16 protein-coding genes are annotated in these 18,601 nt (G+C 66.4%); 5 read left to right on the top strand and 11 right to left on the bottom strand.

Going from position 1 to position 18,601, the window contains the following annotated elements:
* Positions 1-37 precede the first annotated feature (37 nt).
* Positions 38-871: a replication-relaxation family protein gene (locus ACGFI1_RS29865; RefSeq protein WP_392790021.1), complete on the top strand. Its 834-nt coding sequence runs from the start codon at positions 38-40 to the stop codon at positions 869-871.
* A gap of 285 nt (positions 872-1,156) precedes the next feature.
* Here ACGFI1_RS29865 and ACGFI1_RS29870 read toward each other — a convergent pair whose 3' ends face one another.
* Positions 1,157-2,107: a hypothetical protein gene (locus ACGFI1_RS29870; RefSeq protein ID WP_392790023.1), complete on the bottom strand. Its 951-nt coding sequence runs from the start codon at positions 2,105-2,107 to the stop codon at positions 1,157-1,159.
* Between the two features lie 767 nt (positions 2,108-2,874).
* Positions 2,875-3,369 (bottom strand): ATP-binding protein, encoded by a 495-nt coding sequence (locus ACGFI1_RS29875; RefSeq protein WP_392790025.1) that lies wholly within the window; start codon positions 3,367-3,369, stop codon positions 2,875-2,877.
* 1,224 nt (positions 3,370-4,593) lie between these two features.
* Here ACGFI1_RS29875 and ACGFI1_RS29880 point away from each other — a divergent pair.
* Together ACGFI1_RS29880 and ACGFI1_RS29885 are read left to right on the top strand one after the other, a co-directional pair.
* Entirely contained in the window at positions 4,594-5,829 is a 1,236-nt protein-coding gene (locus tag ACGFI1_RS29880; RefSeq protein ID WP_392790028.1) for a helix-turn-helix domain-containing protein, read from the top strand.
* 9 nt (positions 5,830-5,838) lie between these two features.
* The gene (locus ACGFI1_RS29885; RefSeq protein ID WP_392790031.1) at positions 5,839-6,312 is read left to right on the top strand and encodes a hypothetical protein; all 474 of its coding nucleotides are present in this window, start codon (positions 5,839-5,841) and stop codon (positions 6,310-6,312) included.
* 126 nt (positions 6,313-6,438) lie between these two features.
* Here the strand turns inward: ACGFI1_RS29885 and ACGFI1_RS29890 are convergent, their stop codons facing one another.
* The 3 genes from ACGFI1_RS29890 to ACGFI1_RS29900 are packed head-to-tail and all read right to left on the bottom strand — an operon-like array spanning position 6,439 to position 10,294.
* Positions 6,439-7,434, bottom strand: a complete 996-nt coding sequence (locus ACGFI1_RS29890; protein WP_392790033.1) for a ComEC/Rec2 family competence protein — start codon at positions 7,432-7,434, stop codon at positions 6,439-6,441.
* On the bottom strand, positions 7,431-8,150 hold the full coding sequence (locus ACGFI1_RS29895) for a hypothetical protein (RefSeq protein WP_392790036.1): 720 nt from the start codon (positions 8,148-8,150) through the stop codon (positions 7,431-7,433). The genes ACGFI1_RS29890 and ACGFI1_RS29895 overlap by 4 nt, the downstream gene beginning before the upstream one ends.
* Positions 8,147-10,294: a sensor histidine kinase gene (locus tag ACGFI1_RS29900; RefSeq protein WP_392790039.1), complete on the bottom strand. Its 2,148-nt coding sequence runs from the start codon at positions 10,292-10,294 to the stop codon at positions 8,147-8,149. Before ACGFI1_RS29900 ends, ACGFI1_RS29895 begins: the two co-directional genes overlap by 4 nt.
* A 176-nt stretch (positions 10,295-10,470) precedes the next feature.
* Here ACGFI1_RS29900 and ACGFI1_RS29905 point away from each other — a divergent pair, with 176 nt between their 5' ends.
* Positions 10,471-11,787, top strand: coding sequence for a hypothetical protein (locus tag ACGFI1_RS29905; RefSeq protein WP_392790042.1), 1,317 nt, complete (start codon positions 10,471-10,473; stop codon positions 11,785-11,787).
* 374 nt (positions 11,788-12,161) lie between these two features.
* On the top strand, positions 12,162-12,944 hold the full coding sequence (locus ACGFI1_RS29910) for an AfsR/SARP family transcriptional regulator (RefSeq protein ID WP_392790600.1): 783 nt from the start codon (positions 12,162-12,164) through the stop codon (positions 12,942-12,944).
* A 300-nt stretch (positions 12,945-13,244) separates the two neighbouring features.
* On the opposite strand, the gene ACGFI1_RS29915 is transcribed toward ACGFI1_RS29910, so the two are convergent.
* Genes ACGFI1_RS29915 through ACGFI1_RS29940 form a run of 6 tightly spaced genes read right to left on the bottom strand, consistent with a single transcriptional unit; the run spans position 13,245 to position 18,591 of the window.
* Positions 13,245-13,778, bottom strand: coding sequence for a DinB family protein (locus ACGFI1_RS29915; protein WP_392790044.1), 534 nt, complete (start codon positions 13,776-13,778; stop codon positions 13,245-13,247).
* Between the two features lie 27 nt (positions 13,779-13,805).
* On the bottom strand, positions 13,806-14,558 hold the full coding sequence (locus ACGFI1_RS29920; RefSeq protein WP_392790046.1) for an SDR family oxidoreductase: 753 nt from the start codon (positions 14,556-14,558) through the stop codon (positions 13,806-13,808).
* A complete protein-coding gene (locus tag ACGFI1_RS29925) occupies positions 14,555-15,349 on the bottom strand; it encodes an enoyl-CoA hydratase/isomerase family protein (protein WP_392790049.1) in 795 nt (264 codons plus the stop codon). The genes ACGFI1_RS29920 and ACGFI1_RS29925 overlap by 4 nt, the downstream gene beginning before the upstream one ends.
* Before the next feature lies 1 nt (position 15,350).
* Positions 15,351-16,169, bottom strand: a complete 819-nt coding sequence (locus ACGFI1_RS29930) for an alpha/beta fold hydrolase (RefSeq protein WP_392790051.1) — start codon at positions 16,167-16,169, stop codon at positions 15,351-15,353.
* Positions 16,166-17,818, bottom strand: a complete 1,653-nt coding sequence (locus ACGFI1_RS29935; RefSeq protein ID WP_392790053.1) for a CocE/NonD family hydrolase — start codon at positions 17,816-17,818, stop codon at positions 16,166-16,168. The genes ACGFI1_RS29930 and ACGFI1_RS29935 overlap by 4 nt, the downstream gene beginning before the upstream one ends.
* Positions 17,819-17,820: 2 nt before the next feature.
* Positions 17,821-18,591 (bottom strand): SDR family NAD(P)-dependent oxidoreductase, encoded by a 771-nt coding sequence (locus ACGFI1_RS29940; RefSeq protein WP_392790056.1) that lies wholly within the window; start codon positions 18,589-18,591, stop codon positions 17,821-17,823.
* Positions 18,592-18,601: the final 10 nt, after the last annotated feature.

The raw sequence follows: 18,601 nt of genomic DNA on the forward strand, positions 1-18,601 counted from the left end.
CCACCGGCTACGCGAACGGGAAGCCCGCCCTCCCCGCGTGACCGTCGCGCTGATCGCTGAGTTGGCGCATCGGCTCACCAACCGGGACCGTGCTCTCCTCTCGCTGCTCTGGGAACACCGCGTCCTGACCAGTGAGCAGATCACCGCCCTGTTCTTCCGCACCTCCGAACGCACCCACCAGCGGCTCCGCCAGCTCCACGAGCTTCACGCGCTGTCGTCGTTCCGGCCGTGGGTCCCGAACGGGACGGCCGCCAAGCACTGGGTGCTCGGTCCCGCAGGCGCCCACGTCCTGGCCGTGGAGCAGGGGATCAGTCTCCGGGAACTTGGCTACCGCCATGAGACCGCGATGGGCATCGCCGTCTCACCACGGCTCGGTCATCAGGTCGGCGTCAATGACTTCTTCGTCCGCCTGCGCGCGTACGCCCGCAACCGCGACGACGGTACCGGCCTGAACCAGTGGTGGTCGGAGCGACGATGTATCACTCATTGGGGCGATCATGCTCGCCCCGATGCCTTCGGCCGATGGTCGGAATCCGGTAGGCAGGGGTCACCGGCTGAGGTCGCGTTCTTCCTTGAACACGACACTGGCACCGAACGTCTCGCTCGCGTCGCCGCCAAGCTCAACGGTTACACCACACTCGCCCGTGAGACGGGATCAAGCAGGCCCGTTCTGTTCTGGCTACCGAGTGCCGCTCGCGAGGCGAACCTCCGCCGACTCCTCAGCGTTCCGGGCGTCCCGGTCGCCACTGCCGTTCAAACGCCCGCCACATCGCGCGAAGGCCCCGCCGGAATCGTATGGCTTCCCGCCGGAATCACCGGTCCACGTCAACGGCTCGCCACGTTGGCGGACGCGTGGGAGTTCACCGTGTGACCGCCACCTGCCCAGCCCGTTCGCGGTGGCCACCGTGGGGACGGGCGGCCGTCCGCACGATGGCCCCTACCGGCCGCACGACGGCCGCCCGGTCCAGGGACCCGTCCCACGGCCGTCCGGGACGGCCCTGACCTTCCGTCGACGCACGCCGGGTTGGTGGCCACCGTTGCGGGGTTCGTCACGGGGCGCGCCTGTGGGCACAAGACGACGGTGGCGTTCGCCCCGCAATCAGGGGAACGCCACCGTCGCCTACCCATCGTCGGGCTCACCGACCCGACGGGCGTGTCAGGCGGTCACGTCACTGGCCTGACCCCGATCCTGGACCGCCGGGGCGGCGGCCCGGTAGCGGACAGGCTTCTCAAACGTCATGACCGCCTCGCCCCGCTCGGCCATGGTGGCCAGGGCGTTGGCGACCGCACCGGATGACCGCTCCAGCACTCGCGCGATCTCACCCGGCGTGAAGTCGGTGTCCGGGTAGACGGCCATGTGCGCGATCACCTCGGGGCGCAGGGGGCGCGGCGTGGCCCGGTGTCCACCGTTCCGGTTGCCGTTACCGCTACCGGCGGCCGTCCCCGTACTGCGGACAGTGGCCTTGGTGGCGCGGCGCACCTCAGCGGTGGCCGCGTACACCCGGTCCAGCCCGTTGGTCATGGCGGCGTCGTCCTCAGCGGCCACAGCCGCGTACGCGGTGGTGGCTGCCGTGATCAGGTCCGACAGTGCCCGCCGGGTCGCCTCGGCCGTCTGGCGCCGCGCCAATTCGGCAACCGCCTGGGCGCGCCGGGCCTCCTCGTCGGCGATCGCCTTCTTCAGGTCGGCCTCAGCAGCCGCCCGCCGGTCGGCCTCGTCCTGCATGATCTTCACCGCCGCCGCGATCGTGTCGGCCGACACGCCCGCCGGGGGTTCGTCCTTGATGCCGTCCGGCGATGCGACGGGAACCGGCGCCCACGTGTCGGTGTTGGCGCCCTTCGCGCCGGGCGTCCGCGTGAGGTGCCCCGCCGCTACCAAGTCCGTGAGGGCGTTCTTCACCACCGCCCGCGTGAGTCCGGTCGCGGTGGCGAGGGCGGGGATGGTCGCATCGGGGGCGGCAGCCACCGCACCGAACACGGCCGCACCGTCCCCGCTGACACCCACCGGAACGGCGGGCGTAGTCGGGACGGCCTGGACGGTGGCGGGGACCGTAGCGGCTACCTGGGCGTGGGTTGCAGCGGTGTTGGCGGTGGCGGTGTTCTCGGCCATTTCGTGACTCCTTTTCGGTGGCACCCGGCAGCATTTCCGCTGCCGGATTTCGTTGGCACGTTTTCCTGTTCCGATACAACCGTTGCTCGATACGCCACCGACCTCAAGTCGACCGGCCAACAAATTACGTCACCAAAACGGCTGGAGAGGCTTCCCTAACATTCACAGTCAGCGAAACATTTACCGACCGCACTCAATTTGCAGCTTGACTTGCGCGCCGATGGCGATTCCGTCCGTCACTTGAGGAAGTCGTTTTCGGCGTCCAAGGCCCTCGGCGTGCATGCCTGGACCAGTCCGCTCCAAATTCAGACTCGACCGGCAACCTGCCAGCGGTGGCCAGCCCGCCAGAACACGCGCCCGGCGCAAGAGGCAGCCTTCTCGGCTGGCCGGCACCGGCGGGTCCCGGGTACGCGAAGGGCACGCGCTGGGGAGTCCTTGTACTGCAACTGCACGCCACCTCACGCGCACAACTACTACTGGTCGTCTTTAGGGACGAGTCGGGAGCGCCACGGGCTGCACAAAAGCGCCCCCAGCTGCGCACACGCAAAAGCTCGGGGGTTCTCTTCATAATGTGAAGGGCCAGGAGAAGGGGCAATTGAAGGTGCAGAAGAAGGGTTCAACAAGCTTCTGATTCTTGACGCGCTTGCCATCCAAACAGGGCGGCGGCCCCCTCTCTACCCGAAGCCGGGCAAAGACGGAGCCGCCTCATGCGAGCTGGCTATCCTGGTCACGAGGGCCCAGCCTGATTGGTCCAGGCTGGACCCTCCCTATGACACCAGCTGTGCTGGCACCTGCGATTCGGCCTCCAGCTTGCGGTTGAGGTCGATGTCGGCCCAGACCGTGTGTCCGAGGGTGCTGCTACCGTGCATGCCGAACATGAGCGCGAGTTCGTACAGCATCCGGAGCCCCCGGCCGCCCTCGCTGTAGGAACCGCCGTACCCCTCCGGCAGCACGGTCGGGATGCCGTGTCCTCCCATGTCGGTGACGGCGACGTAAACCGGGTTCTCGCAGACGATCTCGAGCCCGAACCAGCCGTCGCCTCCCTCACCCGAGCGCGTGTGCCGGACCGCGTTCGCGGCCAGCTCGCCAACGGCCAGCGCGACAACGTCCACGCAGGGCATGCCAACGAACAGAGCCTCGGCGAACGCCCTCGCCGCCCGCACCTGGTCGGCACGGCCCGCATACACCCGGCGCCACCGCATCCTTCCCGACGACCACAGCCATTCCTCAGCCGTCGCGCCAACCAGTTTTGTGTTCCCCATCTTGTTTTCCTCCCCTGTTTGCCGTCCGTCGCCGGTGACCGGCTACCCATCACGGACGACCGAATGACGATTGACGCTCGACTCGGCAGCCGAGGTCAAGTCCCGATTCCTCCCTAAAGAACTGCGCCCGGCTCGGTGTCACAAAATTCCCGGGTTCTCCGTCCGCCCGGGCTAAAAACTCTTCACGGAGTGGTCGGCATGCCAAGACCGAGCGGATCACGCCCCGCTCCTACTGGTGTCGTTCTATCCAACAGTCTGGATAGTCAAGTAGCGTCCGCCCAGCCTGACGGAACGGTGGTCGTTATAGCTGGACCAGGTCGACGGTGTTGGACCGTTCCTGGAGATCGAGACGGCGGTGCCCGCCGACGAGTCGAACCTGCACGTCCAAACACAACAGGACGCATGCGTGAACGACGGGTGTCGAGAATCAAGGACCATCTCACTCTGGGGCTCCGGTTCGCCCAAAGGTGCCGAGCATCTCGGAGCCCGGCCGTCTCCGAGGCCCGCCGGACCCACCCAACCAGTCCGTCCAGATCTCACCCGCCCTCCCGCGGATCAGCGCAGGAAGTGCAGTCGGGAAGACTCTGCAAGGTCCTCCAGCCGAGCCAGGTCAGAGCGAAGCTCCTCGACCTTGCCGTGGGCCACAGCCGACGTCTCCCGTCGACCGCCGTGCCCCTAGACCGCCCGGACGGCGCTTCGCGAATCGCTTCCTCAACCAGCGCGCCGCAGACCTCGAACGGCACGCACTCGCCAGGCTTCACCACCATGACCGGTCCAACGCCCGAAGGATCTCCTCAGCCAGTTGCTCGGGACCGCCCGCCTCAATCAGCCTCCCGACGCCCGGCACGTACGCCCACCAGCGCCGCGTATACGGCCCCCACCAGCACTGCACCCATGGGAATCGTTCGCGCAGCCCTTCGACAGCACGCTGCACTGACTCAGCCAAACGAACAGGTGAACCGCCGCCATAACCGGGCGCCAAAAGCCCGTAATGCTCCCCCGTCACCCTTACGCTCTGTTCATCGTCTTTCATGGGAGAACAGCTCCTCAGGGTGGCGGTCAGCGATTCAAGGCCGGCGACGCTCCGCGTTCGGTCGGCTACCTGATCGTCACGTCCAGTTGATATTCGGGGAAGGCGCTACCACTCCCCCGACTAGAAACAAGGACCCGGCCATTCCGAACAGGACTCTCCACCGCTCAGAGGCGATGCGTAGCCTAGATTTCATGGACGAGCCCCTCGGTTTCTGGTCGACTCCGGCCGTGAGTCAGGCCCTCGCCACCTGCGATGTGCCGGCCCTGATGGACGAGATCCGAAAGGTCAGGGGCTGGAGCCAGGCCGACCTCGCAGAGGCGGTCGGCTACACACAGAGCTGGGCATCGAAGGTGTTACGCAGGGAGACCTCGCTCACGCTCACCCAGGTCCGCATCATCATCCGCCGACTCGGCATCCCCGCAGAACTACTCCGATTCGGCGATCACCAGACAGACGAGGAAGATCCCACGAATCGCAGGCAATTCGGCAAGCTCGCCGCACTGGCTCTCTTGCCCTCACCCCGCACCGCACTCACCACCGGCGAGAACACCGCCGCCGACTTGACGGCCATCACCGGCGCACAGCGGCGTCTGGACGCCTCGTTCTGCTCCCGCGACCTCATCGACGGCGTCCGCTCGCACCTGGAGCTGGCCGTCCGAGCGCACCGCACCGCAGGCCCGCACGCCCCCGCCGTCGCAGCAGCCGTCAGCGAAGCCGCCGGTTTCGCGGCCTGGCTGTCGATGGACATGCTCGACCTCGGCAGCGCCCGCACCTACTACCGCCAAGCAATCACCGCGGCCAAGCTCGCCAAGAACGACGTACTCGCCGTCTACATGACCGGAAGCCTCGCTGCCTTCGAGATCGACGCCGCCGGCGACCCGCTACTCGGCCTCGCCATGATCGACAGAGCCCGCAAGACACTGCCGCCCACGGCGGGAAGCACACCCACCGCCTGGCTCGCCTCCCTCGAAGCGCTTGCACACGCCTCCACCCCCCACCCCGACGAGCACGCCGCAACCCAAGCAATCAGAACCGCCGAGCACGCCATCGCCCGCACCGACGGCCCACCGCCCTGGCCCTGGGTCTACCCCTTCGACCTGACCAAGCTCGCACGCATCCGAGCCTCCATCGCCGTCCGCCTCGGCCAACCCTCCGAGGCGGCCCGCGCGTTCGGCGAATCGCTCCCGACCGCCCAACCAGCACCCAAGCAGGCCGCACTGACCACCCTGGAAGTAGCAACCGCAGCCTGCCAACGCGGCGAAACCGACGAGGCGTTCACTCTCGCCCTCGACGCCCTCAACACCGGCATCACCTACGGCTCGGAACGCATCATCAGACAAGCCCGCCAGTTCCGCTACAGCAACGCCCCCACGACCACGCCCACCGTCGCCCGCTTCGACGACCGGCTCAGAACAACCCTGCTCTAGGAGAACCCGTTGCGCATCGCCATCTCCGGCCACCGCTCCCTACCACCCGCCACCGAAGCTCTGGTAGCCGAAGCGCTCGACGAGGCTCTCTCCCCCATCATCGACGACATCACCGGCCTGACCTGCCTCGCCGACGGCGCCGACACCCTGTTCGCCCGAGCCGTCCTCGCCCACGGTGGCCGGATCGAGGTCATCGTCCCAGCAGAGCAATACCTCGCCGGCCTACCCGACGAGCACCACGCCGAGTACCGCAAGCTCCTCGCCCAAGCCACGCAGGTGAACCGCATGCCCTTCACCGAGTCCACCAGCGAAGCCCACATGTCCGCCAGCCAACACATGCTGACCCTCGCCGACGAACTCTGGGCCGTCTGGGACGGCCAACCCGCACGCGGCTACGGCGGCACCGCCGACGTAGTCCAAGCCGCCCAAGACCTCAACAAGCCCGTCAACGTCATCTGGCCCACCAACGCCACAAGAGACTGACTCTCTACACGAGCGCTCTGGCTACTTCGGCCGCACGCTGCAGCGCTCGCTGACGCTTCGCCACACAACTAGCCCCCACCAGGGACTTGATGCTAGCCAAAGCCTCGGCAGTCCCCGCTCGTCGCCTTAATCAACGGGCTGGCGTGCTGGCGGAGTAACGGTCTCCTTCCGGCACAGCGGGGCCGGTACCCTCAGCGAAATGAACTGCCGGTGCTCCGAGAGCGAAGGCGTGTAGGCCAGGCCGTCGGAGGTCTGGCGAATGGTAAGGGTCCCAGCGCAGCACTGGTCGCGGTCGCGCGAGCCGGGCGACGACGGCACTTGGCAGTGCGCGGACAACTGCGTGCATGCGATATGCGCCGTCGGCATCGCGTGCCGCACTCCACGCACAATCTCGGGTTGTGGGTTCGCTGGCCTGGACCCACCCCTTATCGAGAAGACTACGACCTCTGGGCGGACCAGTTCCGTCAGAGACTTCGCGAACTCATACGGCGCATGCTTTCCGGGCTTACCGCCGTGGTGAGGGAATACAAGCACAGGCGCAGATAACTCATGGCCGTAGTCCTGAATGTGCTTCAGAGCTATCCCGTCGATATCGGCGGCAAGCAGAGCCGCAGGGAGTTCCCCGAGGTGCACGCGAATGACCACAGAAACCGTGTTTGCGGTAAGTTCACCGAACTCGGTCCTGCGCTTAGGGCCGGTCAGCGCCATTACCGCACTAGGGTGACAGACCTCCATCCGCGCCCGTCCGCAGCTTATCTCCCGGCCAGTGGCAGTATGAATCATCTGATGACCACCGAGACCACCGCGTCGAAACCTGGTCTGCGTTGCGTACCGCAAGCGCTTCCAGATCTTAGTATTCTTGCGACTGTCTGCGTTAAACCAGACAGTTCCGATGGTTCGGGATTGGTCCAGGAGCAGCAGCGGCCCACCGCCCGCGTGATCATTATCCGAGTGAGAAAGGATCAGGTGCTCGATGTGCTCGCACTGCACATATTCAAGTTCATCGGCGACCTTAACGCTCGGCTCGGCATCGATAACAGCGCACCGGTTGCCGTCGCGGACCATGGCGGAATTTCCATGGCCCACGTCGAGAATCTTCATCTCAAGCACGTCGTCAATCATTCCGGGAACCAATCCTCATCCAATGGAGGCGCTAGCATGATGTTCCGGAAATACAGGTCGGTTGGATCTTTGGCATAGCAATTAACATCAGCTTCGAGCCACGTCCCAGGCAACTGCTCTGGTTTTAGTCCGGTGGCGTCGCAGATCGGTTCGAGCGGCATCAGAACCGATGTCGCGATCTTCCAGCCAACCACGATGACCTTGGCAGTCGGAGTCTCCGACCTCTCGCCAATATCGAGGATCTCGATTGGAGTGGTGATCGGCCTACGCTCTCTGGCAATCTTACCCGCGAGTTCATTAACCGTCAACTCCAAGGCGTCCAAAAGTTGGCCAGAAAGCTCGCTCTTATCCACCAAGGCAGGGATACCGCTACGCCAAAGAGCGATCGCATGGGTCTCGTCAGTGTTCACGTGGCTACTGATCAGCACCGAAGGAAGCGGAGTAGGGCTGCTCTGGTTCGCCTTGCAGACCAGTTCGGCCCCCGTGAAACCGACTCGGCGGCGACCGCTAAGGACATGGTCGGCGACCACCGCGTCATAGCGCCCACGGAGCTGTTCGAGGAAGCTATCCGCACTCTGCGCGGGCTCGAATTCGCTGATCGGTTCGGGGCGGAAGCCATAGTCTTTGAGGAGCCTGGTCCAGGTAGCTGCGTCGTCGCGATCGTCATCGACGACAGCGATCCGGCTGCCCTGTGGTAAAGTCCGCGCGCCGGTCATGCGGGGGAGTCCTCCCCGGCCTTAGAGGGTAGCCAGATACGGAATCCGGCCCCTCCAAGTGCGCCGTTCTCCTCGGCAGCCTGAGTGCCACCGAGGTCGGCGACAACATCTCGGACAATAGTCAGCCCCAGACCGGTACCGTTATCTCGCGTCGACTTGCCAGGAAGCCAGATCAGGCCGAGCGAGATGCCCCGAATTCCTGGACCGGTATCGTCGACGTACAGAGCAATTCCCGGCTTTTCGAAATGATCTTCGCATCTGGTTCGAATCCGGATCAGGCGGTCCCGATCTGGTGCATCTCGCCGGGTGAACGCGTGAGCGGCGTTGGCAAGGAGATTCGAGACAATCGACTCCATGTCAGCGACAGTCGTGTGCACGGGAGTTCCATCCGTGTCTAGGTCGAACTCGACGCTAATCTCCCGCTCCTCGAGATACCTAGCAAAAAGCCTAACCACGCCCTCGCAGGTCCGGTCGATCTCAACCGGGCCGGGTTCGCGCTTCTTTTTCCGTACCAGGCTAAGCGGCAATTGCGCAAAGGTCTCCAGAGTCAACGCGCTCTCTCGAGTGGCGTCGACCGACTCGCTCAGATGCTCTTCGTATATCTCGTCAGACGTCCATTTACGTGCCCGGCGGGCAATTGTTTGCAGCTCGGTAATGATTCGCTTGGCGGGTCGGAGCGCCTCATGGGCAAAGACGGCGGTGCTCGTTCCCACGGTCGCCATATTGCGATACAAAGTCAGATCCTCGTGCTGAACACGATTCTCCTCCTGAAGCGCCTCCACGAGCTCAATCGCAGAATCAGAGAGCTGTTCGAGCAACGCCGTGTCACCGATCTCGAGGGTCGGCGTATCGGGATCAGGCTGAATCGCCTTGACCATCTGATTGAACTTGTCTTCAGCTTCGCGCCTTTTGTCTCGAGCCCTCTTCGCCGCTCCAGACCGCTTCTGTTCGCGCTTCTGCAATCGTTGATTTGCAGCCCAATCCAAGGCGTATTTCGCAAAGGCTTGAAGGTCAGCGAAAGCCTGGTTATCGACAAAGCCGCTGCGGTCGGTCTTTGGAACGAGCCTCCCCAGGGGGTCCTCCACCCGAATACGTCCCACAGAGGTGTTCGTGGACGGGCGTAGCTCAGGCGAGCTAACACGGCTCAGGTTGATTCCAAGCCAATCGTTACCCTGGTCGCCGTAAGGCTGAACGCGAAGGCCATGATGATAAAGGTGAATGCCGCCCACCTGTCTCAACCATCGCCGCAGAAGAACAGTATCCTGGTCCGCGAAACGCGGCTCCTTGCTGGCCTTCGGGTTGAGGTTAAACATCCAAAGTTCAAGTTGAGCACGCGGAGCGTCGAGGGGCAGGACCTCCTGACTGCGCCCCCGCCTATTCACGGCTACCTTTTCGTGTCCCGCCTTGAACTCCGGTTCGCCGCGCCAATTATAGAGCGTCGCCGACACATACCCGTGGTCGTCAAGGTCTGCGACGAGGCGGTACTCGCACCATTGAAGCGGCGGATCACCCAGCAAATCCGACAGGGCACTAAAACCTGGAGCATCGCAGGAGACTTGAAATTTTGTGTCTTGCTTGAAAGGTCCAGACAGGAGCAGAAGCGCTCGGGCAAGCCGCTCCGCGTCGGCATCGGTCAGCGCTTGACGGAGGTCGCGGACCTCCACGTCGGTCCCGTGATCCAGTTCTGTCGGGCGACTGGATATAGAAAATCGGACATCTTCTACTGCCTCTGCCGAATCCACGACTTTCCAGTCGATAGACAGAGTATGTTCAACGCCAGGCTGCGTCCTGGACCTAGTTCGGATCTCCACCTCGGTTCCGAGTCGCAGAGCCGCGATCCGGCCAAGTCCCTTCTCGCCAACCTTCCGGCGGCCTGTAGGGGTGGTCGGATCGGCGGTCTTAGCGGACTTGCCGATCAGTAGAAACCCACGAGCCAGCTGTTCCGCGGTCATACCGTCACCGTCGTCGCTGACCACAAGGGTGCCGGCCGGAGCGTCTGCATCGATCAAGTGAAGCGTGCAGTTCAGCGCATCGGCGTCGTAGGCGTTGCGGACGAGCTCCATCACGCCGAGGTCGGCGTGAGGAACGAGCTCCTCCCCCAGCCGGATCAGGATGTCCGGGGCGAAGCGGAGCTGGGTCTCCATCGGCTGCCTCCCGCCGACGGGCCTCGGGCCGCCGGTATCGGCATCGTAACCCAACCACCCGCCTGCCGCTGACCAAGAACAAAAGACCTGGTGGGTCATGGTCGACGCCGCGTCAAGGCTCCTGCAGAATAGCGCGAAGCGACTGGGACGGTTTGTCGGGATACTAGGAGGTCACGGTGAGCTCAGCGGGATACGAAAGCTACGTCAACGAGCTTTCGGATCTCGCGTCCCAGATCGGTACACAGCCGTGGCAAGCCTCGGAGCCGGACGTGTACGCGGTGCTCAACGGCCAGGCCGCCGGAAGGGTTCGGAAGCTCGTTCCTGCACAGTTCCGCCGGGAGACGGGTGCATACTTCACCAGCGGAGCGATCAAAGACCGGTTCGCCGCTCTCCTGGACACTCGGGAGTCCGGCAATCGGATGATGTTCTGGGACGCCGCCTGCGGCGCCGGCGACCTACTGCTTGCCGCCTGCGCCAGGCTCCCACTCAGGTCGTCATTGAGCGAGACCCTAGACAGTTGGAGCCGCCTGCTGTACGGGCAGGATCTCCAGCCGGAGTTCGTCCGGGCGGCCAGGCTCCGACTCTTCGTGGCTGCGGCTGCCCGGCATCGTCAGCGCGGCGATACCATTCGGACGACCCCAGAGGCCGGCGCCCAACGTTTCAGTCATGTCCAGTCCGGTGACGGTCTGGAAGCGCTGCAAGCCACGAGTAAGTTCCGGGGACACATCCTGCTCAACCCCCCCTTCGGCTTGGTCGAAGCGGACCGAGACTGCACCTGGTCCACTGGAGCAACAGCACAGGCCGGGGTCTTCCTCCTGGCTGGGGCCCGGGCTCTAGCACCGGGTTACCCGCTCACGGCGATCCTTCCCGACGTGTTGCGCAGCGGAAGCCGATACCAGGCATGGCGCGCTGAGGCTGAAGGCCTACTCGATATCGAGCACATCATCCCTGTAGGGCGTTTCGATCGACACACCGATGTGGATGTCTTCTTCCTGAGCGGCAGGCGCAGCCGTCCTAGCGCTTCTGCCGCCAGTCGGGCTAGGTGGTGGCCGGATCTTGAGGCCGCCGTCCGCCTCGAGGAGGTTTTCGACATTCGGGTTGGCCCCGTGGTAGACAATCGCGATCCGCATGACGGCCCAACCGTCCCATTCCTCACCGCGCGAGGTATGCCCGTTAAGGGAACCATGGGAGAGCCCATCCAGCGGCGGGCCTTCGCTGGCCGACTGATGGAACCTCCGTTTGTCGCGGTGCGACGGACTTCGCGGCCAGGAGACAGTTCAGAGTCCCGTGCCAGGGGGATCCTCGTCAGGGGAGCGAACCCTATCGCAGTTGACAATCACGTGATCACGTTGAGGCCACGCTCCGGGGCAGAACGGGAGTGCGTTGAAGTCCTGGAAGTTCTGGCCTCGGAACGGACCGCTCGCTGGCTCGACGAACGCATCCGCTGCCGACACCTGACCGTGGGTGTACTGCGCTCGCTGCCTTGGCGGTGAGCGTGATCCAGCAACGCACGGTGCCCCCGGACCTGCGTCATAGCGTTCTCCACCGATCGCTTTGGATCGATACCGTAGAGGCGGATACGATGTTCGGACCCTACTCTGCGGACCGCAGCTTTGCCCCCCTTCCCGAGGCGAATGACTAGCCTCGGCCTGTCGGAGTCACTCGTGCAGCCTGAACCTCGCAACTACCCAACCCGTCGCGGCGATTCTTCCGATTTAGGTTTTCTGCCGTCGGCACCTGTTTCAATAAATACCGAACGTTAATTCTGGACGTATCAGTGAAAGTTTCAATTCTTCGCGAACTAAACCTGAAGGACGCTGACGGAAATTCAGTGTCATCCATAGATCAACTACCTCCTTCGAAATCTATGGTCCGGGGGCTTATCTGTGTCCTAGCATTCCACAGGGTCCCGGCAACTAGCGCATATCTAAAGAAACTGCTTTGGGGGGATGTCGACAAGGACAAAACCTCCACCTGGACAAGCTTGGTCTCACGAGCACGGCAATCACTACCTTCTGGATTCTTAGTCAGCGAGCAAGGGCCAGGCCGGATAACCTACTACCGCCTAGATTTTGATTCCGATAACGATATCTTCGATATTGACATTTTCCGCGAAGCTTTAGTGAGCGCCCAAAAGAGCCACAGGGACGGAAACTTAAGAGCCGCAGCAGACTTGTATAGGCAAGCTCTGGCGCCGTGGCGAGGAGGCAACGAATACCCGCTACTCTGCGACTTTCCGTCGACGATTACGATGGAAGAACATCCCGACTACATCTCGCTTCAACGGCAATATCGGGACGCGATCGAAAGGTATGCAGAAGTAGAACTCGTTCTGGGGGAGCATGGCGTACAACTAGCCGATACTCTTAGAGAGTTTATCACCCACGAGCCGACCGAAGTCCGCCTACATCAACTGCGAATGCTTGCGCTATACCGATTGGGGCGCAAAGGTGAAGCGCTCGCTGCCTATCAGGATGCACACGCGATCTTCAAAAAGGAAGATATGGGTCTTCCTGGGCCGGCTCTGGAGCAACTCCGTAATCGTATAGCTCACGACGATCCCCTCCTTTACGAGGAGATGCCCCAGCTAGATCCCCTTCCTGGGGCACCAATGTGCAAAAATCAAAACTGTTGCCTCCACCGGCAATAGGACACTTGGCGTCCGCAATCAATGCCCAGTCTCAAATCACCAGCAGATCCGCCCCCTACCATTCACCCTTGCGTCCATGTCCGCTCAGCATGCCAAACAAATACGGGGTAATTCCACTTAAATTGGAGGTCATCGAACCGATCAACCTTGGAACGGCAAGGTGGAGCGTAGGGGGTACGTGATTTGGGAGAACTGGCTTGATCCGTCCTCGGACACATACTGACCGCGCATGTGGGGGTTCCGGAATCTCTCGGGCCTCCACTTCGTGTTTCTGGGGACAGTAGGTCGTCCCTGCGGGCGTTACTCGCCTGTTTCGCCGTCGATCAACTCTCGGGCTATGTCCAGGTGGCCGGTGTGGCGGGCGTACTCCTGGAGCAGGTGGAAGAGGATCCGGCCGAGGGACGGGGCCTTGTCGGGGGTCTGGAAGCGGCCGCCTAGGCGGGCCTTGTCGGTCAGGGCGGCGTCCGCCGCCAGGGCGCTTGTCTGCGCGACCTCTTCGCGGTACGCGGCCAGGACCTGCGCTGTGGGACGGTCGGCGGGGACGTTCCATTCGGCCTCGTCGCCGCCGGGCGGGTAGGCGAGGACGTCCTCGGCGGCGAAACCCCAGCGCATCCATCGGCGTTCGACCCAGCCGAGGTGCTGGACCAGTCCTAGCGGTGACCAGCCCAGCGGCTCGACCGGCGTGCGGAGCAGTTCGTCGGGCAGGCCGGAGATCTTCCGCATCAGGGCCGCGCGGTACCACTCCAGGTAGCCGAGGAGGAGTTCACGAGCGTCCGTGACGTGGGTGCCCGGGCCGTCGAGGAGCGCGGGGACCGGGTCCGGAGGTGTCTGCATCCCTTGAAAGTAGTGCGGGGCACGGCTTCAGCGGAGGGAGTTGCCTCCGTCGGCTATGAGTGAGCGGCCCGTGATCCAGGCGGCCTTGTCGCCGCATAGGAACGAGATGACGCCGGCGAGGTCTTCCGGGGTGCCTGCGCGGCCGAGGGGGGTGGCGCGGGCGGCGGCGGACAGGAGGCGTTCCGGGTCGGGGCTGATGTCGCGCAGGGCGTCGGTGGCGATGACGCCCCCGCTCACGAGGTTGACCGTGATGCCGTCGCGGCCCAGTTCCACCGCGAGGTAGCGGACGACGGACTCGGCCGCGGCCATGGCGGCGGCGATCGCGGCGTAGCCGGGGACGTGGCGGCTCGTCCCGGTGCTCACGGTCGTGACGACGCGTCCCCCGTCGGCCAGGTGGGGGCGCGCCGCCGCCACCAGGGCGAGGAGGGAGCCGACGCGGGTGGCGAACATCTGCTCATAGGTGTGCCAGGGCGTGTCGAGGGCCTTTCCCAGGGCCGGCGAGGTCGCGCCGAAGCCCGTGGCGTTGGAGATGACGGCGCGCACGGGGCCGAGGCGTTCGCTCGCGGCGCGCACGAACTCCGCGCATTGGTCCTGGTCCGCGACGTCCAGCGCGAAGGCGGCGGCGTGTCCGCCGTTGCGGTGGATCTCATCGACGACCCCGTTGGCGGACGCGGCGTTCCGGTGGTAGCCGACCGCCACGGCGTAGCCGTCGCGGGCGAGCGCCAGGGCGGCGGCGCGGCCGATGCCGCGACCGGCGCCGGTGATGGCGGCGGTCTTCATCGGCGTTCTCCGAACGTCACGCGGTCGCCGTCGGCCGCCTCGGTGTAGCGGCGCCGCGCGTCCCGCTGGAGGTCTGCGGACTCGGGGCTCGCGAGGCGCTCCGCGAAGAGCCCGGCCTCCAGGCGGAGACCTTCGGTGAGCGGCAGCCGGGAGCCCTCGACCAGGGCGCGTTTCGCCGCGGCGAGCGCGGCGGCGGGACGGGACGCCATGCGGCGGGCCAGGCGCAGCGCCTCCGTCTGGAAGGCGGGGATGGGGAGGACCCGCTCGACGATTCCGGCCGTCCTGGCCTGCTCGGCGGTGAGGACGTCACCGGAAAGGACGACGTCGGCGGCCCGGCCGGGGCCGATCAGCCTGGCCAGGCGCTGGGTGCCGCCCGCGCCGGGGATGATGCCGAGCGCGGTCTCCAGAAGGCTGAAGTGGGCGCCGGCCGAGGCCCAGCGCAGCGTGCACGCCAGGGACAGTTCGAGGCCGCCGCCCCACGCCTGGCCGTCGATGGCGGCGATCACCGGCTGCGGGAGGCGCTCGATGCGCCGCATCGCGGTGTACCAGATCCTGGCCCGCGGCACCGAGCCCCGGGACAGTTCGGCGAGTTCGTCCAGGTCCGCGTGGGCGATGAAGTAGCCGGGGACGCCGCCGGTGAGCATCACGACGCCGATGTCCGGGTCGGTCTCCAGCCGGGCGAGTTCCGCGTCCAGTTCTTCGAGCGCGGCGAAGGTGAGGAAGTTGCGCGGCGGGTTGCGGTAGGTGAGGACGGCGACGCCGTCGCCGTCCTCCCGGGTCCACATCGTCATGTCAGTCCTTGGGTGAGTCGAGTCCGTGCTCGGTGAGGAAGCGCAGCACGGCGTCATTGAAGAAGGCGGGGTTGTCCTGGTTGGCCAGGTGGGCGGAGTCCGGGACGACGAGGTATCGAGCCAGCGGGTCCCGGCGTGCCCAGGCGGGCATGGCGGTGCGGAAGTTGCCGAGCCGGTCGTGTTCGCCGTGCAGCAGCAGTTCGGGTACGTCGATCCGGTAGCCGGGCTCGGGGTGGAGGGCGCCGACCAGGCTCGCCATGACCGCGACCATGTCCGCGTGCGCCATCCGGCTCGCCGTGTCGCGCACGTACTCGCGGACGCGCGGATCCCGGGCGGACGCCTTGGCCTCCTGGCGGATCAGGGCCTTGCGCGGGTACCAGGGCAGCATGCGGACGACCGCCGCGGCCTGGAGCCGTTCCCGGCGCGTCAGCGGCAGGGTGTTCCCGGCGCAGCCCAGCGCGACCAGAGCCGAGACCCTGCCGGGGTGGTGGTAGACGATCTCCTGGGAGAGGTTGCCGCCCATCGACTGGCCGACGAGGACGGTCCGCTCGATGCCCTCCCCGTCGAGGATCGCGAGCAGGTCCTCCGTGGCCGCGCTCAGGGACCATGGGGTCCCGTTGGGGATGGAGCGGCCGTGTCCCCGGACGTCCCACAGGAGGATCCGGTGGCGGGCTGCGAAACTCTCGATCTGCGGTTCCCACGTGCGGTGGTCGAGGGTGGCGCCGTGGGTGAACACGATCGGGGGTCCGTCGCCCGAGCCGCCGGTCCAGTAGTGGATCTCGCAGCCGGTGCGCTGGACGGTCCGGTGCCGCAGCGTCACGGCTCGTCTCCCAGGAGGAGCACCGACGCGCCGTAGTGGACGCTCTGGCTGGACGGCGTGCCCGGCCCGGCCGTGGCGACCGGCTCCCCACCGCCCTGATTGCGGTCGAAGTGCGGGAAGTTGCTGCTGGACAGCAGCAGGCCGATGCTGTGGCCCGCCCGGAAGCGCTGGGCCATGTACCCGAGGTCGATCTCCAGCTGGACGGGTTCTCCGCGCGGCACGGTGGTGCCGGGACCGTCGCGGTGGCTCAGCCGGACGACTCCTTCGCAGACCGGCAGGAGCCGTCCGTCCGGTAGCCGGTCCACCAGGCGGGCCATGACGTCGGCGTCCGCGGCGTCGGTCGCGAAGGTGAGCCGCAGCCGGACCCGGCCGGTGACGTCGGTGTCCTCGTCGAGCACGTCGCCGAGGTAGAGCAGGACGTCGGGTCTCGCGGCGATCCGGCCGAGGTCCAGCGGCCCGGGGGCGAGCCGGCCGAGGTGCAGGACGCGCCCGCCGCGGCTCGGGACCGGGTCGGCCGGGTCGTGGACGTAGCCGTCGGGTTCCGCCGGGTCGGGCACGGCGGTCAGCCTGCCGGGCGTTCCACCGGCGACCGCGGGGCCGGTCAGGTAAAGGGCGTGGCCGGTGGCGTCGGCCGGGGGCCACCGCTCGGCGGTGCGCCATTCGTCCGCGCCCATCATGAAGTAGAGGACGGGGTCGGATTCGCCCGGCCCGTCCAGGCAGCGGCGGAAGAAGTCCAGGTGCCGGGCGGGGAGCCGGGCGGCGGCAGCCGAGGCCGCGACGCCGAAGTTCACCTCACCCTGCAGGTGGGTCAGGGCGCCGGTGTGCGCCCAGGGCCCGACGATCAGCTCGTGCCGCAGGTCCGGGCGCAGCCGCCGCATCTCCAGGTGGCCGCGGACGGTCGCGGTGGCGTACACGTCGTACCAGCCCGTCACCGACAGGACCGGCACCTCCACGGCCGCGTGGTCCCAGTCGGGCAGGGCCCGGACTCGGCCGTCCAGCAGGTCGCCGATGCGGATGGGGAATCCGGGCAGGTCCAGTTCCGGCATGCCCGCGAGCGGCAGCCGCCGCATCGCCCGCTCCGGGTCGTGGATCAGGGCCGCGACCTTCGCGGCGAGCGCCGGGTCGGCGTCCGGCCCCTGCCGGCCCAGCCAGTCGGCGGCCATGTAGGCCAGCCAGCCGACCAGGTGGTCGAGCCGGAGCGCGCCGCCGGTGTCGCGGGCGTCGGCCGCGGCGCCGGTCGTCATGGCCGGGGCGATGCCCCGCAGGTGCGGCGGCCGCAGCGCCGCGCCGAGCCAGGCGACGATGCCGAGGTAGGACGTGCCCGCGAGGAACACGTTGCCGTCGCACCAGGGCTGCGCCGCCGCCCATTCGACGGTGTCGAAGGTGTCCTCGGCCTCCTGCTCCCACATGACGGCCTGCCACTCGCCGCCGGAGTCGAACCGGCCGCGGGTGTCCTGCACCAGGGCGGCGAACCCGCCGGCGAGGCAGTGCTGGGGGTGCAGGGCGTCGGAGCTGATCTGCCGACGGCCGTACGGCGTCCTGAAGATCACGGCCGGGGCCGGGGACGGGGGCCGCCACAGGTCGCCGCGCAGCAGCACGCCGTCCCGCATCGGGGTCTCGACGCCGCCTTCGATGCGCCCCAGTTCCATCGTCACACCGCCTTGAGGGTGAGCATCGTGCGGGCCATCTCGTTCCATCCGGCGGTCGCGCCGCCGTCCACGGTCAGGGCGCAGCCGGTGAGGAACGAACTGCCGGGCAGCGCCGCGAACACGGCGGCGCGGGCCTGCTCCTCGGGGGTGGCGAGCCGCCCGGCGGACGTCGTCGCGGCGAGGGAGTCGCGCAGCGGGCCGGGCGGCCACAGCTCGTCCACCATCCCGGTGTGCGTCGGGCCCGTGACCAGCGCCACCGCACGGATTCCCTGCGCGCCGTAGTCGACGGCCACCGACTGGGCCAGCCCGATGAGGGCGTGCTTGGCCATGTTGTAGACGGGGGAACGCGGCGTCGCCGCCACCCCGCACATCGAGGACGTGAACACGAACACGCCGCCCTCGGCGCGCATGTGCCCGACGGCGGAGCGCACCAGGTAGAAGTTGGCGTCGCAGCACACCCCCATCACCTTGCGGTAGTCGGCGTCGGTGAGGCTGTGCGGGCGCCCGGGGACGTTGACGCCGGCGTTGCCGTGGACGACGTCGAGCCGGCCGTGCCGGGCGACCACCGTCTCGACGACCTCGGCGACCTGGGCCGGGTCGGAGACGTCCGCCTGGACGATCCCCTCCCCCGGCGTCAGGTCCACGCCGACGACCTCGGCGCCCACGGCCCGGAAGAGTCTCATCGAGGCGGCTCCGATGCCGCTCGCCGCGCCGGTGATCAGGACGACCCGGCCGTCGAGGCGGCCGAAGACGTCGCCGTCCGTGCTGGTCATGCGTTTCTCC

The organism is Actinomadura geliboluensis, assembly GCF_043197915.1.
GTDB lineage: Bacteria > Actinomycetota > Actinomycetes > Streptosporangiales > Streptosporangiaceae > Spirillospora > Spirillospora geliboluensis.